A 12,857-nucleotide genomic window follows, 5' to 3' on the forward strand; every position below is an offset into this window, starting at 1 on the left:
CCGGGCCGGTCCCCGCGCTGATCCACCAGGGATTACGGGACAGCCCCTACAGTAAGTTGCACGGCCTGCGGCGCGGCCTAGACTGAATTTAAGTGTCCGCAATCCCCTTCTGGGGGCGAGAACGATGACTGCATTCGAACTTGGCGAGCCCGTGGACGAAGCGCGGTTGGAGAAAAATCCTCCCCCTGTCGTCATCGAAGCCCAACCCGACTCGTTCATCCGATTGGAAACGCCCGAGGAACTGCGCGCATGGGAGAAGGCCGTGCGTCAGACTACAGGCCTGGAGATGTCCGGCAGTGACCTGAGGGCCGTCGGCACTGAAGGTTGCTCTTGCGGTTGCTCCGACAAGAGCGATGTCTGCCAGCAGTGATTCTCACCGTCTCGCTCAAGGACGACCTCCACGCACTCGCCGTCCAGCACGAGGCGTGGAGGCGCGGATATCGTGATTTCCATATCCTTGAATGCGATCAGCTCAGCGGGCGACAAAGCCTCTCATGGCATTCGCACGAGGACGCCCCAACCACAGTGCTCACCTCGGACGGGACCGAAGTCAACGTGGAGGAAGCACCGCTGATCTGGTGGCGGCGGGTAAGAGCCTCGCAAAAAGCATCAGAGCACATAGACGACGAGTTCGAGCGAAACCTCATCAACAATGACTGCCGCGGGGCGCTCACTGGGCTTCTCTGTGCGGCATTCCAAGGAGAGTGGATCTCCCATCCCGAGGCAACCGACCGCGCCTCGGACAAGCTATATCAGTTGGCCGTCGCCAAGCAGGCCGGATTCCGGGTACCTAGGACCCTCGTGACGCAGTCACGCGACGAGGTGGCCGCCTTTCTGCAACAAGTAGGTCGCGTGATCGTCAAGCCAGTGGTCGGCGCCACAGGGCCACTGATGTTCACTCAGCGCATCGAAGACCCCACCTCGTTCCAAGCGGAATCGTTTGCGGCATGCCCCGCGATCTACCAGGAGTACATCGAGGGAAGCGAACACATCAGACTCAACTGCTTCGGCGACCGTATGTATGCAGCTCTTCTGAAGACCGACCAGCTTGACTGGCGCGCGGACCTCACCATCCCCATCTCCGAATGGAGAGTCCCTGAAGAAACGGCAAAGAAAGTTACGTCGGTACTACAGAGACTTGGCCTACGAATGGGCGCGATAGACATCAAGTTGACTCCGAGCGGCGAGCCCGTGTGGCTAGAAGTGAACCCACAAGGTCAGTTCCTGTTCCTGGAGCCACTCTTGAACATACCGCTGGGCGAGCTTTTCCTGGACTTCTTGCTCTCCGAGGCGGGCGACCACACCGCACCTACAACTCTCGTCTAAGTGCCGCTCGGCGCCGGCAGCAACCCCGCCGCCATGAGCCGACGTCCTACCTCCGCCACGGCCTCCTCGCTCAGGGGGCGTTGGGGGAAGGCGGTGGCGCCGCGGTCGATGACGCCGAGGAGGTGGAGCGCTGCCTTGAAGGCGCCGAGTGCGGAGGAGCTGCGGCCCATGTCGGTCTCCGGGCCGACGTCGACGAGGGAGAAGAGAGCGACCAGGCGTTCCTGTTCGGCGGCGGCCCGTTCCCAGTTGCCGGTCCGGGCGGCGTCGTAGAGGCGTACGTAGGCCGCCGGGTCGACGTTGCCGATGCCGGGGACGACACCGTCGGCGCCCGCCAACAGGGCCGCGTCCACGGTCAGTTCGGAACCGGTGAGGACCGAGAAGCCGGGGGCGGGGCCGGTGCGCCGGGCGGTGCGGCCGCCGAGCGCGATGAGCAGACGGCGCAGTGAGCCCTCGTCGCCGCTGCTGTCCTTGAGCCCGGCGAGCGTGCCGTCCTCGGCCAGCTCCCGCACCAGCGACGGGGACAGCTTGCTGTGGACGGCGACGGGGATGTCGTAGGCGAAGAGGGGGAGATCCACGGCCGTGCGGAGATGGCGGAAGTGGGCGGCGATCTCCCGGGGGTGGGTGCGGGTGTAGAAGGGCGCGGTGGCGACCAGGGCGTCCGCGCCGAGCGCGGCGGCGGTCCGGGCGTGGTCGAGCACCCGCGGAGTGGTGGTGTCGATGGCCCCGGCGAGCACCGGGACCCGGCCGTCCGCGGCCTTGATGACGGCTTCCAGGGCGGTGCCGCGCTGGGCGTCGGTGAGGTACGCGACCTCGCTGGTGGAGCCGAGGGCGAACAGGCCGTGCACACCGCCGTCGACGAGGTGGTTCACCAGGCGCGCCAGGGAGGCGGTGTCGATCTCGCCGCGCGGGTCGAGCGGGGTGCAGACCGGCGGGATGACGCCGTGCAGGGGGGCGGGCAGTGCCATGGGCGCTCCGGGCTCCGATCGGACAGGACATGGGATGTCCTATGTCAAGCACAATAGACCTGTTCACAGGCGGTCGGTCAAGGATCCGCGGTCACGGCGGGGCAGGTGGCGCAGGGGCCGGCGGCAAGGCAGACGCGGGAGCGGGAGAGGGAGATTCCATGGCGCGAGGGACGATGTCCGAGGATGTGCAGGCCCAGATCAAGCAGTTGATCCTGCAGGGCAGGCTGACGCCGGGCGATCCGCTGCCCACCGAGGCCGAACTGGTCGCTCTGCTCGACGTCAGCCGCAACTCGGTGCGCGAGGCGCTCAAGGCGCTGCAGGCCATGCGCATCGTCGAGATCCGGCACGGTTTCGGCACCTACGTCGGCCCGCTCACCCTGGAGCCGTTCGTCGAGGGCGTCGCCTTCCGCGCCGCGGTCCGGCACCACCAGGGCGAGTCGAGCCTGTACGAGCTGATGGAGGTCCGCGAGGCGCTGGAGGCGGGCCTGATCGGCGCCGTCGCCCGCAATCTGCCCGCCGAGGATCTCGCCGTCCTCAAGGGGCTGGTGCAGCGGATGGCGGAGGAGGCGCGCGGCGGGCAGGTGCAGAGCGCCACCGACCGGGCCTTCCATCTCGCCCTGTACCGCTCGCTGGGCAACCATCTGCTGAGCGAGGTGCTGGACGCGTTCTGGGCGGCGCTGCGCCGGGTGCGGGAGGACCTCTCCGACGACCGGCCCGACCCGGTGGTGACCCATCGTCAGCACCAGGAGATCGTGGAGGCGCTGGAGGCCGGGGACGGTGACCGCGCCGTGGAGGCGATACACCGGCACTTCGACGGCATTCGGCGCCGGCTGGCCGAGCAGTGAGGTAACCCGCCTGCGGCAGTGCGTCGTAGTGGCACCGGCGCGGGGTGAACGAACTTGCTGTAGCGGCACCGGTGCGGGCGTGGCCGAACCCGTTCACCGGGATTTCACCCGGTGTCGGCGATGCCGTTGCCGACACGAAAAGGTGTCATGTGGGGCGTCTTGACGGCTAGTTGGGCACTCCCTATGGTCACCGCAGGACAAGGGACATCCTACGTCCTTGCCCATTGGGGGTGACCCATGGCGTACGAGAGCTCAGTGCCGTACCGGGCCGGGACCGAGGGGTACACCAGCTTCCGGATCCCCGCCGTGGTCCCGGCGCGCTCCGGGCACCTCCTTGCCTTCGCCGAGGGCCGGGTCTCCTCCGCCGCCGACGCCACCGAGGACCGCATCCGCCGCGGCCGGGTACCGCCCGCCGACGGCCGCCGGGTACGGCTCCAGCACAGCGACGACAACGGCGCGAGCTGGAGCCCGCCCCGCGAGATCACCGACCAGGCCAGGCTGTCGCAGCGGCGGTGGTACGCCACCGGGCCCGGCCATGCGCTCCAGCTGCGCCACGGCCGGTACGCCGGTCGGCTGCTCGTCCCCGCCAACCACTCCACCCCGCCCACCGACACCCAGGACAGCGGCGCCGAACCCCGCCGCGACGGCGGCCTGACCTGGCGCACCGCGCACACCGTCGGCGGGCTCCCGGCCGCCTGCTCCGACCTCGTCCGCCTCGACCGGGACAGCGTCGGACTGCTCCACGAGACGGGCGACTTCAGCGCGTACTCGACGATCACCTTCCGCCGCATCCCCGTGGAGGAGCCGACATGACCAGCAACGCCATGCACCGCAGAACGGTCCTGGGCGGGGCGGCCGCCCTCGCCGCCGGCTTCGCGCTCGCCGGCTGCGGCGACGGCGACGACGGCCAGGCACCCGAGGAGCGCAGGAAGGGGCAGAAGATCAGCCTGACCTTCTGGTCCTGGGTGCCGGGCATCGACAAGCCCGTCGACCTGTGGAACCGAAAGCACCCGGACGTCCAGGTCAAGGTCGAGAAGGTGTCGGCCGTCAACGGCCAGCAGTACGCGAAGATGCACGCCGCCATCAAGGCCGGCAACCCGCCCGACCTCGGCCAGATCGAGTTCCCGGTCGTCCCCAGCTTTCTCCTCGACAACGGGCTGCTGGACCTCGCCCCGCTCGGCGCCGCCCGCCACAAGGGCAAATTCTCCGGCTGGCAGTGGCAGCAGTCCGTCTTCGGCAAGAGCGTCTACGCCATCCCGCAGGCCTCCGGGCCGATGGGCCTGTTCCTCCGTCAGGACCTCTTCGACAAATGGGAGGTGCCGGTCCCGCGGACCTGGGACGAGTACGAGACCGCCGCCAAGGCCGTCCGCAAGAAGGGCGCCTGGATCGAGACCTTCGCGCCCACCAACGGCAACCGCTTCTCCGGCCTCGCCTGGCAGGCCGGCGCCAAGTGGTACGCGACGCACGGCGACACCTGGATCGTGCACCTCGACGACGAACCCACCCGCAGGGTCGCCGACTACTGGGAATCCCTGGTCCGGCGGAAGCTCGTCAAGACCATCCCGGACCGGCAGAACGCCTGGTACAAGGACCTGCAGACCGGCGCCATCCCCGCCTGGGTGGGCGCCAGTTGGGGCGACGCCCTGCTGGTCGGCAATGCGCCGGGCACCAAGGGGAAGTGGCGGGCCGCACCGCTGCCGCAGTGGAAGGCGGGCGAAAAGGCCTTCGCCAACTGGGGCGGCTCCACCACCGCGGTCTTCGCCAAGGCCCGCTACCCCAGGGACGCCCTGGACTTCGCCGTCTGGCTCAACACCGACCCGGAGTCGATCGCGCTGCTGATCGACGGCGGCTACGGCTTCCCCAGCGCCAAGAAGGGCTACGCGACCACGGACCTCGACGTCGACAAGGACTTCTTCGGCGGGCAGGCGTACAGCAAGATCTTCGCGGACGCCGGTGCGCACGTCGACACCAGCTGGCGGTGGGCGCCCGGCGTGGACACCCTCTACCAGCGCCTCGGCGACGCCTTCACCGACGCGCTCGCCGACGGCAGTTCCTTCCGCTCGGTCCTGACGAAGGTGCAGGGCCAGACCCTCGCCGACCTCAGGGGCAAGGGCCTGAAGGTGGAGAGCGGCGGGTGAGCCGGGACACCCTGAGCCGGCCGGAGCCGGTCACCCCGCGGCCGGCCCGCCGGGACACCCGCGGACCCCGGCGCCGCGCCTCCCGCACCAGGGCCCGCAACGCCCGCGCCGCGGCCGCGTTCGTCCTGCCCTTCTTCGCCCTCTTCGCGCTCTGCTTCCTCGCCCCGATCGGCTATGCCCTCCACCAGAGCCTGTTCACGACCGAACGGACCGGCCCGCTCGGCCTCGGCGGCCAGGAACGCGAGGTCTTCGCCGGCCTCGCCAACTACGCCCAGGCCCTCTCCGACGACCGGTTCCTGACCGGCTTCGGCCGGGTGCTGCTCTTCGGCGCCGTCCAGATCCCGCTGATGATCGTGCTCGCCACCGCCCTGGCACTGCTGCTGGAGAGCGCGAGCGCCCGCGCCGTCCCCTTCTTCCGCAGCGCCTTCTTCCTGCCGTACGGCGTGCCCGGCGTGATCGCCTCGATCCTCTGGGGATTCCTGTACGTACCGGGCATCAGCCCGCTGGTGAAGATCGCCGACTCCGTGGGCTGGGACCTCGACCTCCTCTCCCGCGGCACCGTCCTGTGGTCCCTCGCCAACATCGTGACCTGGCAGTTCACCGGCTACAACATGCTGGTGCTGATCGCCCAGCTCAAGGCCGTACCGGGGGAGTTGTACGAGGCGGCCCGGATCGACGGGGCGAACGCCTGGCAGGTCGCCCGGTACCTCAAGATCCCGCTGATCCGGCCGGCGCTGGTGCTCACCGGTGTCTTCAGCATCATCGGCACCCTCCAGCTGTTCGCCGAACCCATGGTGCTGCGCCCGCTGGCCTCCTCCATCGACTCCGGCTTCACCCCCAACCTGCATGCCTACAGCGAGGCGTTCGTCGGCAACAACCCGCATGCGGCGGCGGCCGAGGCGGTCCTGCTCGCGCTGGTGGCGTGCGTGCTGTCCTTCGGCTTTCTGCGGCTGGTCGGCGGACGCACCAAGGAGCGCGGATGACCCGGCCCCCGGTCCGCTACCGGATCATCACCGCCTCACTGCTGACCGTTGCCGCGCTCTACTTCCTGGTCCCCGTCTACTGGCTGACCGTCTCCGCCACCAAGAACAGCGCCGACCTCTTCGGCACCTTCGGATTCTGGTTCTCCGACCACCCGGACCCCGTCGGCCACCTCGTCGACGTCCTCACCTACGACCACGGCATCTACGCCCGCTGGTTCGCCAACTCCCTCTTCTACGCCGGGACCGGCGCGGTCTGCGCCACCCTGCTGTCCGCCGCGGCCGGCTATGCGCTGGCGAAATTCCCGTTCCGCGGCCGGGAGGTGCTCTTCAACGTGGTGCTCGCCGGGGTACTGATCCCCGGCACCGCGCTGGCCCTGCCGCTCTACTTCCTCTTCAGCGCGATGGGCCTGTCCAACACCTACTGGGCGGTGCTGATCCCCGGCATGGTCAGCCCGTTCGGCGTCTATCTGTGCCGGATCTACGCGGCCGCCGCGGTCCCCGACTCGCTGCTGGAGGCGGCCCGGATCGACGGCGCGGGCGAGGCCCGGATCTTCGGCGGACTCGGGCTGCGGCTGATGACCCCGGCGCTGGTCACCGTCTTCCTGTTCCAGTTCGTGCACATCTGGAACAACTACTTCCTGCCGCTGGTGATGCTCTCGGACTCCGGCCTCTATCCGATCCAGCTGGGCCTGACCTCCTGGACCGGCTACGCCGACCGTCAACCGGTGCTCTACCAGTACACGGTGGGCGGTGCGTTTCTGTCCGTGGTGCCGCTGATGGTGCTGATGACGGTGCTCCAGCGGTACTGGCGTACGGGGCTGACGGAGGGCAGCGTGAAGGCGTGACGAGGCGGCGAGGGGTGGTGTGGGGGAGGGGGTGACGGGGCGCGGTCACGGGATGGCGGGGGCGCGGCGGCGGCAGGTGTGGCCGCCCGTGACGGCGTGGCCCGGATTGCTGTCGAGGGCATGACCGGGTCGCCGTCGGGGCGTGACACTATCGCTGTCATGACTACTCCTGACGATTCCCGGTCCCCGAACGCCGCAACCCGTGCGAAGGCCGCCCTCCAGCGTGACCCCTGGGACCTCCCGGACGTCTCCGGTCTGGTGGTCGGCGTCCTCGGCGGCACCGGTGACCAGGGCCGCGGCCTGGCCTACCGGCTGGCCAGGGCCGGCCAGAAGGTGATCATCGGCTCCCGGGCCGCCGAGCGCGCACAGACCGCCGCCGGGGAACTCGGCCTGGGCATCGAGGGCGCGGAGAACGCCGAATGCGCCCGGCGCAGCGATGTCGTGATCATCGCCGTGCCCTGGGACGGCCACGCCAAGACCCTGCAGGCGCTCGGCGACGAGCTGGACGGCAAGCTCGTCATCGACTGCGTCAACCCGCTCGGCTTCGACAGGAAGGGCGCCTACGCGCTCAAGCCGGAGGAGGGCAGCGCCGCCGAGCAGGCCGCGGCCCTGCTGCCCGGGGCCCGGGTCACCGCCGCCTTCCACCATCTGTCCGCGGTGCTGCTCCAGGACCCGGAGATCGAGGAGATCGACACCGATGTGATGGTGCTCGGCGAATCCCGTGCCGACACCGATGTCGTGCAGGCGCTGGCCGCCCGTATCCCCGGTATGCGCGGCGTCTTCGCCGGCCGGCTGCGCAACGCCCACCAGGTCGAGTCGCTGGTCGCCAACCTGATCTCGGTCAACCGTCGCTACAAGGCACACGCGGGGCTGCGGGTCACGGACGTCTGAGCGGCGGGGACGGGGGCGGGGCGGGCGCGGGGGAAGCGCAGGCATGGGGGACACTGGGGAGGTCCGACCACTCCCGACAGGAGCCGCCCCCATGTCCCTCTTGCCCCCGCCCGGTCCGGCCCGGCGACTCGCCCTGATGGCCCTCGTCGTGTGTGTGCTCTCCGTCGCCGCGGCCGTCGTCGCCTTCGTCGAGGGCAGCTTCTTCGGCGTCGTCTGGATCCTGCTGGCGGGCATCTCCAGCAACATGGCGTGGTTCTACGTACGCAAGGCGAAGGTGCAGCGGGCCGGGGCGGCCGGCTGACGCCGGTCAGCTCAGAGAAGACCGCCGGTCTGCGGGAGCTGCGGCTCGCCCTGCCAGAAGCGGAAGTACTCCTGCCCGATGTAGGTCTCCAGGTCAGAGACGCCCAGCCCGCGCAGGATCGCGTCGACCAGGTCGAAGAACACCCGGTTGACCTCCGGCACCCACAGGAAGACGAAGACCGCCAGCAGTCCGAACGGCGCGAACGGCTCCACCTGCCGCCGCAGCTTCCGCGACAGCCACGGCTCGATCACGCCGTAGCCGTCCAGCCCCGGCACCGGCAGGAAGTTCAAGATCGCGGCGGTGACCTGGAGCAGGGCGAGGAAGGCCAGCGCATAGCGGAACGTGGCCGGGACGCCCGCCAGGGCGTGCAGCCAGAACGGCGCCGTGCACACCGCCGCGAACAGGATGTTCGTCAGCGGCCCGGCCGCCGAGATCAGGCTGTGCCGCCAGCGCCCCCGGATCCGGCTGCGCTCGATGAACACCGCACCGCCCGGCAGCCCGATCCCGCCCATGATCACGAAGATCACCGGCAGCACGATGCTCAGCAGCGCATGGGTGTACTTCAGCGGGTTCAGGGTCAGATAGCCCTTCGCCTCCACCGAGATGTCACCGCTGTGCAGCGCGGTGCGGGCGTGTGCGTACTCGTGCAGACACAGCGAGACCACCCAGCCGGACACCACGAAGAAGAACACCGCGACGCCGGCGTTCGCCGCGAGCGTCCCGCTCCACACGGCCCATCCCGACACCGCCATGACGGCGACAATCGCAAGGAAGACCGGGCTGACACGACGGTCGGCGCGCCGGATTGCTGTGGTCATGGTGCGGGCTCCCGAGGTTGGTGAGGGGCAGCCATGACCGTAACCGCGACAGGGCGCGCGGCGCACGGCCCCCACGGAACCGGCTCGTCCGCGTGACCCCTCCTCCCGGACCCCGTGCCCCGAAAACGAAACGCGATACCTGCCGGGTACCACCGTGAACGACAATGGCCCGGTGCATTACGGAATTCTCGGCACCACCCAGGCCGGACGGGCCGACGGCACCCCCGTCGCCCTCGGCGGCGCACGCCTGCGTGCACTGCTCGCCGCCCTCGCGCTGCGCCCCGGCCGGGCACTGTCCCCGGAACTGCTGATCGGCGACATCTGGGGCGCGGAACCGCCCGCCGACGCGGCCGGTGCGCTGCAGGCGCTGGTCGGCCGGCTGCGCCGCGCCCTGGGACATGCCGCGATCGCCTCGGTGGACGGCGGCTACCGGCTGTGTGCCGAGCCCGACGCCGTCGATCTGCACCGCTTCGAACGGCTCGCGGCGGAGGGCGGCCGGGCGCTGGGCGACGCGGACCCGGCCCGTGCCGCCGCCCTGCTCGACGACGCCCTGGCGCTCTGGCGCGGTCCGGCCCTCGCTGACCTCCCGGACGCGGGCGTCGAGGCGTCCCGCGCCGAGCGCCGCCGGCTGGACGCCCAGTGCACCCGCATCGCCGCCGATCTCGCCCTCGGCCGGGCCACCCAGTCGCTGCCCACCCTCCTCGCGCTGTGCGAGGACCACCCCCTCGACGAGCCCCTCCAGGCCCTGCGGCTGCACGCCCTGCGCGCCGCCGGCCGCACGGCGGAGGCCCTGGCGGCCTACGAGGAGATACGCACCGGCCTCGCCGAACGCCTCGGCGCCGACCCGGGCCCGGAACTGCGCACCCTGCATGCGGAGCTGCTGCGGCCGCCGCCGACGGATCGGCCGCCGCTGACCCCGATACCCGGCACCCCGGCCGCGGCCCCCGCCCCGAACGGCACGGGCACGTCGTACGGCACCGGGACCGCGAACGGCGTCGGCACCCCGTACAGCTCTGGGACCGCGAACGGCGTCGGTACCCCGTACAGCTCCGGGACCCCGCACAGCTGCGGGACCCCGCACAGCCCCGGCACCCCCAGCATCGAAACCCCCCACCCTCACGCCCACACCCGCCCCGGCAACCTCCGTGCCCGGCTCACCTCCTTCGTCGGGCGGGACACCGATCTGGCGGCGATCCGCGCCGACTTGGCCGCGCACCGGCTGGTGACGCTGCTGGGACCCGGCGGCGCCGGAAAGACCCGGCTGTCGCAGGAGGGCGCCGAGACCGCCGCGGCCGCGCTGCCGGACGCCTGGCCACACGGCGTATGGCTGGCCGAGCTGGCGCCGGTGGACGATCCGCAGACCGTGCCCGAGGCGGTGCTGACCGCGCTCGGCGCCCGCGAGACCGTCGTCCGCGGCACCACCGCGGACGGGCTGCGCGCCGCCGCCGACCCGACCGCCCTGGACCCGCTCGCCCGGCTCGCCGAGCACTGCGCGGGACGCCGGATGCTGCTCGTCCTCGACAACTGCGAGCATGTGATCGACGCCGCCGCCGAGCTCGCCGAGCGGCTGCTGGCCGACTGCCCCGGGGTGACGGTGCTGGCCACCAGCCGGGAGCCGCTGGCCGTACCGGGCGAGGTGCTGCGGCCGGTCGAGCCGCTGCCCGACCCCGTCGCGCTGCGGCTGCTCGCCGACCGCGGGGCCGCCGCCCGGCCCGGCTTCCGGGTCGAGGACGACCCGGCGGCCTGTACGGAGATCTGCCGCCGGCTGGACGGGCTGCCGCTCGCCATCGAACTCGCCGCCGCCCGGCTGCGGTTGCTCTCGCCGAGGCAGCTGGCCGACCGTCTCGACGACCGGTTCCGGCTGCTGACCAGCGGCAGCCGGACCCTGCTGCCCCGGCAGCAGACGCTGCGCGCCGTCGTGGACTGGTCCTGGGAGCTGACCGATGAGCCCGAACGGGCCGTGCTGCGGCGGCTGTCCGTCTTTGCCGGCGGCTGTGATCTGGCCGCCGCGGAAGAGGTGTGCGCGGGCGACGGTGTCGACGGGCGCGAGGTGGCCGGGCTGCTCGGCTCGCTGATCGACAAGTCGCTGGTGGTGGCGGCGCCGGCCGGACAGGAGGGTGGTGCCGGCCGCGCTGCCGGCACCGGCGGGCAGATGCGCTACCGGCTGCTGGAGACCGTGGGGGAGTACGCCGGAGAGCGGCTGGACGAGGCGGGGGAGCGCGCCGGTGCCGAGCGCCGCCATCTCGTCGCCTACCGCGAACTGGCCCGTACCACCGACCCGTTGCTGCGCGGACCGGGCCAGCGCGCCGGTATGGAGCGGCTTGAGCTGGAGCACGACAACCTGCGCACCGCGCTGCGCCGCGCCCTCGCCGCCCACGACGAGCACGAGGCGCTGTGCCTGGTGCTGTCCCTGCAGTGGTTCTGGTCGCTGCGGGATCACCGCAGCGATGCCCGGCACTGGGCGACCGCGGTCGCCGCGCTCGGCCCCAACCCCTTTGCGGCGCCTGCCGAACCCGCCCCCGACCTGCACGAGCGACCCATCGACGCGCCGCCTCCGATGGCTCCCGAGCAGCTGCTGGAGGCCCGCCGCGAGATCCGGCTGGTCGCGCTCGCCAGCAGGGACAGCGATATCGCGGCACTGCGCGATCCGGTGATGCAGGACGAGCTGGCGGGGATGCTCACCGCCTACCGCTCCGGTATGCCGCAGACCTGCAAGGTGCCCGGCGTGATGTGGTACTACGCGGTGCTGATCACCGGGGAGTTCGACGAACTGGCGGAGCTGGTCGACGGCGCGGTGCGCGCCTGCCGCGACTTCGGCTACGACTGGGAGCTGGCCTACGTCCTGCAGCTGCGCTCCAAGGTCTTCAACGACCGTCCCGGCGGACTGGCGCAGGCGGCCCGCGATGCCGACGAGGCGCTGCGGCTCTTCCTCCGGATCGGCGACGCCTGGGGCGCGGCCGAGGCACTGGCGGGGCGTGGCGAGAGCCATGAGAAGCGTGGTGCGTACGGGGCGGCGGCGGACGACTACCGGGCGGCGATGGTGCACGCCGAGGACCTGGGGGCGCACGGCCAGATCCTGTTGCTGCGCTGCCGGCTGGGCGCCGTGCTGATCGAGGACGGTCAGGCGGAGGCCGGTGAGCGGATGCTGCGCGAGGTGCTGGCCGACGCCGTGAAGGGCAACAGCGTCCGGGACACCGAGCCGTTCGCGCGGCTGACCCTCGCGATGTGGCTGTCGGCGACGGGGCGTCTCCAGGAGGCGCGCGCCGAACTCCAGCGGGTCCAGGAGCTGTTCACCTCGCGCGCCCCGGACCTGTTCGCCGGGATGCTGCAGGCGCTGTCGATCTCGCTGGAGTTGGACGAGGGGCGCCGGGAGGGAATGCTGCCGAGGTTCCGGCAGTCCATGGAGCTGATGCAGGACTCCATGGCGCAGATCGTCGCGCCGGACCTCCCGGTGGTGCAACTCCTCACCGGCGCACGGGTGTTGATGGCGGAGCGTGGTGAGAAGGCGGGCCGGGACGCGGCGCGTCTGGTGGGCGCGTACGACGCGCTGCTGGCGGCCGGCCAGGTGCCGTCGCTGCTCGTCCGCCGGGACCGGGACCGTACCGAGGCGGCGGTGCGGGCGCTGATCGGCGATACGGCGTATGCCCGTGCGCACGCCGAAGGCGGTGGCCTCTCGCTCGGAGAGGCCACCGCCCTCATCTGACGCGAGCCGGGCGAAAGGCCGTCCCGCGGGGAAGTCCCCCGC

Annotated in this window: 12 protein-coding genes; 10 read left to right on the forward strand and 2 right to left on the reverse strand. The window is 71.2% G+C overall.

Going from position 1 to position 12,857, the window contains the following annotated elements; genetic code table 11:
• Nucleotides 1-124 precede the first annotated feature (124 nt).
• Nucleotides 125-370 carry a hypothetical protein gene (locus SLV14N_RS28425; RefSeq protein ID WP_208684693.1) on the forward strand — a complete coding sequence of 82 codons (246 nt, stop codon included), beginning with the start codon at nucleotides 125-127 and terminating at the stop codon, nucleotides 368-370.
• Nucleotides 367-1,326 carry a RimK family alpha-L-glutamate ligase gene (locus tag SLV14N_RS28430; protein WP_208684695.1) on the forward strand — a complete coding sequence of 320 codons (960 nt, stop codon included), beginning with the start codon at nucleotides 367-369 and terminating at the stop codon, nucleotides 1,324-1,326. The genes SLV14N_RS28425 and SLV14N_RS28430 overlap by 4 nt, the downstream gene beginning before the upstream one ends.
• On the opposite strand, the gene SLV14N_RS28435 is transcribed toward SLV14N_RS28430, so the two are convergent.
• The gene (locus SLV14N_RS28435) at nucleotides 1,323-2,291 is read right to left on the reverse strand and encodes a dihydrodipicolinate synthase family protein (protein WP_208684697.1); all 969 of its coding nucleotides are present in this window, start codon (nucleotides 2,289-2,291) and stop codon (nucleotides 1,323-1,325) included. The genes SLV14N_RS28430 and SLV14N_RS28435 overlap by 4 nt on opposite strands.
• Nucleotides 2,292-2,449: 158 nt before the next feature.
• Between SLV14N_RS28435 and SLV14N_RS28440 the strand changes: the two genes are divergently transcribed.
• The 7 genes from SLV14N_RS28440 to SLV14N_RS28470 all read left to right on the forward strand — a co-directional run bounded on the left by SLV14N_RS28440 (nucleotide 2,450) and on the right by SLV14N_RS28470 (nucleotide 8,294).
• The gene (locus tag SLV14N_RS28440) at nucleotides 2,450-3,136 is read left to right on the forward strand and encodes a FadR/GntR family transcriptional regulator (protein WP_259670552.1); all 687 of its coding nucleotides are present in this window, start codon (nucleotides 2,450-2,452) and stop codon (nucleotides 3,134-3,136) included.
• Between the two features lie 237 nt (nucleotides 3,137-3,373).
• Nucleotides 3,374-3,949, forward strand: a complete 576-nt coding sequence (locus SLV14N_RS28445) for a sialidase family protein (protein WP_208684699.1) — start codon at nucleotides 3,374-3,376, stop codon at nucleotides 3,947-3,949.
• Nucleotides 3,946-5,274 carry an ABC transporter substrate-binding protein gene (locus tag SLV14N_RS28450; protein WP_208684700.1) on the forward strand — a complete coding sequence of 443 codons (1,329 nt, stop codon included), beginning with the start codon at nucleotides 3,946-3,948 and terminating at the stop codon, nucleotides 5,272-5,274. Before SLV14N_RS28445 ends, SLV14N_RS28450 begins: the two co-directional genes overlap by 4 nt.
• On the forward strand, nucleotides 5,271-6,257 hold the full coding sequence (locus SLV14N_RS28455) for a carbohydrate ABC transporter permease (RefSeq protein WP_259670553.1): 987 nt from the start codon (nucleotides 5,271-5,273) through the stop codon (nucleotides 6,255-6,257). Before SLV14N_RS28450 ends, SLV14N_RS28455 begins: the two co-directional genes overlap by 4 nt.
• Nucleotides 6,254-7,102 carry a carbohydrate ABC transporter permease gene (locus SLV14N_RS28460; protein ID WP_263271642.1) on the forward strand — a complete coding sequence of 283 codons (849 nt, stop codon included), beginning with the start codon at nucleotides 6,254-6,256 and terminating at the stop codon, nucleotides 7,100-7,102. Before SLV14N_RS28455 ends, SLV14N_RS28460 begins: the two co-directional genes overlap by 4 nt.
• Nucleotides 7,103-7,261: 159 nt before the next feature.
• The gene (gene npdG, locus SLV14N_RS28465; RefSeq protein WP_263271643.1) at nucleotides 7,262-7,993 is read left to right on the forward strand and encodes an NADPH-dependent F420 reductase; all 732 of its coding nucleotides are present in this window, start codon (nucleotides 7,262-7,264) and stop codon (nucleotides 7,991-7,993) included.
• Nucleotides 7,994-8,084: 91 nt separating this feature from the next.
• Complete coding sequence (locus tag SLV14N_RS28470; RefSeq protein ID WP_018090190.1) at nucleotides 8,085-8,294, forward strand: hypothetical protein; 210 nt, start codon at nucleotides 8,085-8,087, stop codon at nucleotides 8,292-8,294.
• 11 nt (nucleotides 8,295-8,305) lie between these two features.
• Here SLV14N_RS28470 and SLV14N_RS28475 read toward each other — a convergent pair whose 3' ends face one another.
• Nucleotides 8,306-9,112, reverse strand: a complete 807-nt coding sequence (locus SLV14N_RS28475; protein WP_208684706.1) for a site-2 protease family protein — start codon at nucleotides 9,110-9,112, stop codon at nucleotides 8,306-8,308.
• 172 nt (nucleotides 9,113-9,284) lie between these two features.
• On the opposite strand from SLV14N_RS28475, the gene SLV14N_RS28480 reads away from it, so the two are divergent.
• Nucleotides 9,285-12,815, forward strand: coding sequence for a BTAD domain-containing putative transcriptional regulator (locus tag SLV14N_RS28480; protein ID WP_263271644.1), 3,531 nt, complete (start codon nucleotides 9,285-9,287; stop codon nucleotides 12,813-12,815).
• Nucleotides 12,816-12,857 lie beyond the last annotated feature (42 nt).

Origin of the sequence: Streptomyces sp. Je 1-4 4N24 (genome assembly GCF_026239515.1) — a bacterium.
In the GTDB taxonomy this organism is placed as follows: Bacteria; Actinomycetota; Actinomycetes; order Streptomycetales; family Streptomycetaceae; genus Streptomyces; species Streptomyces nigrescens.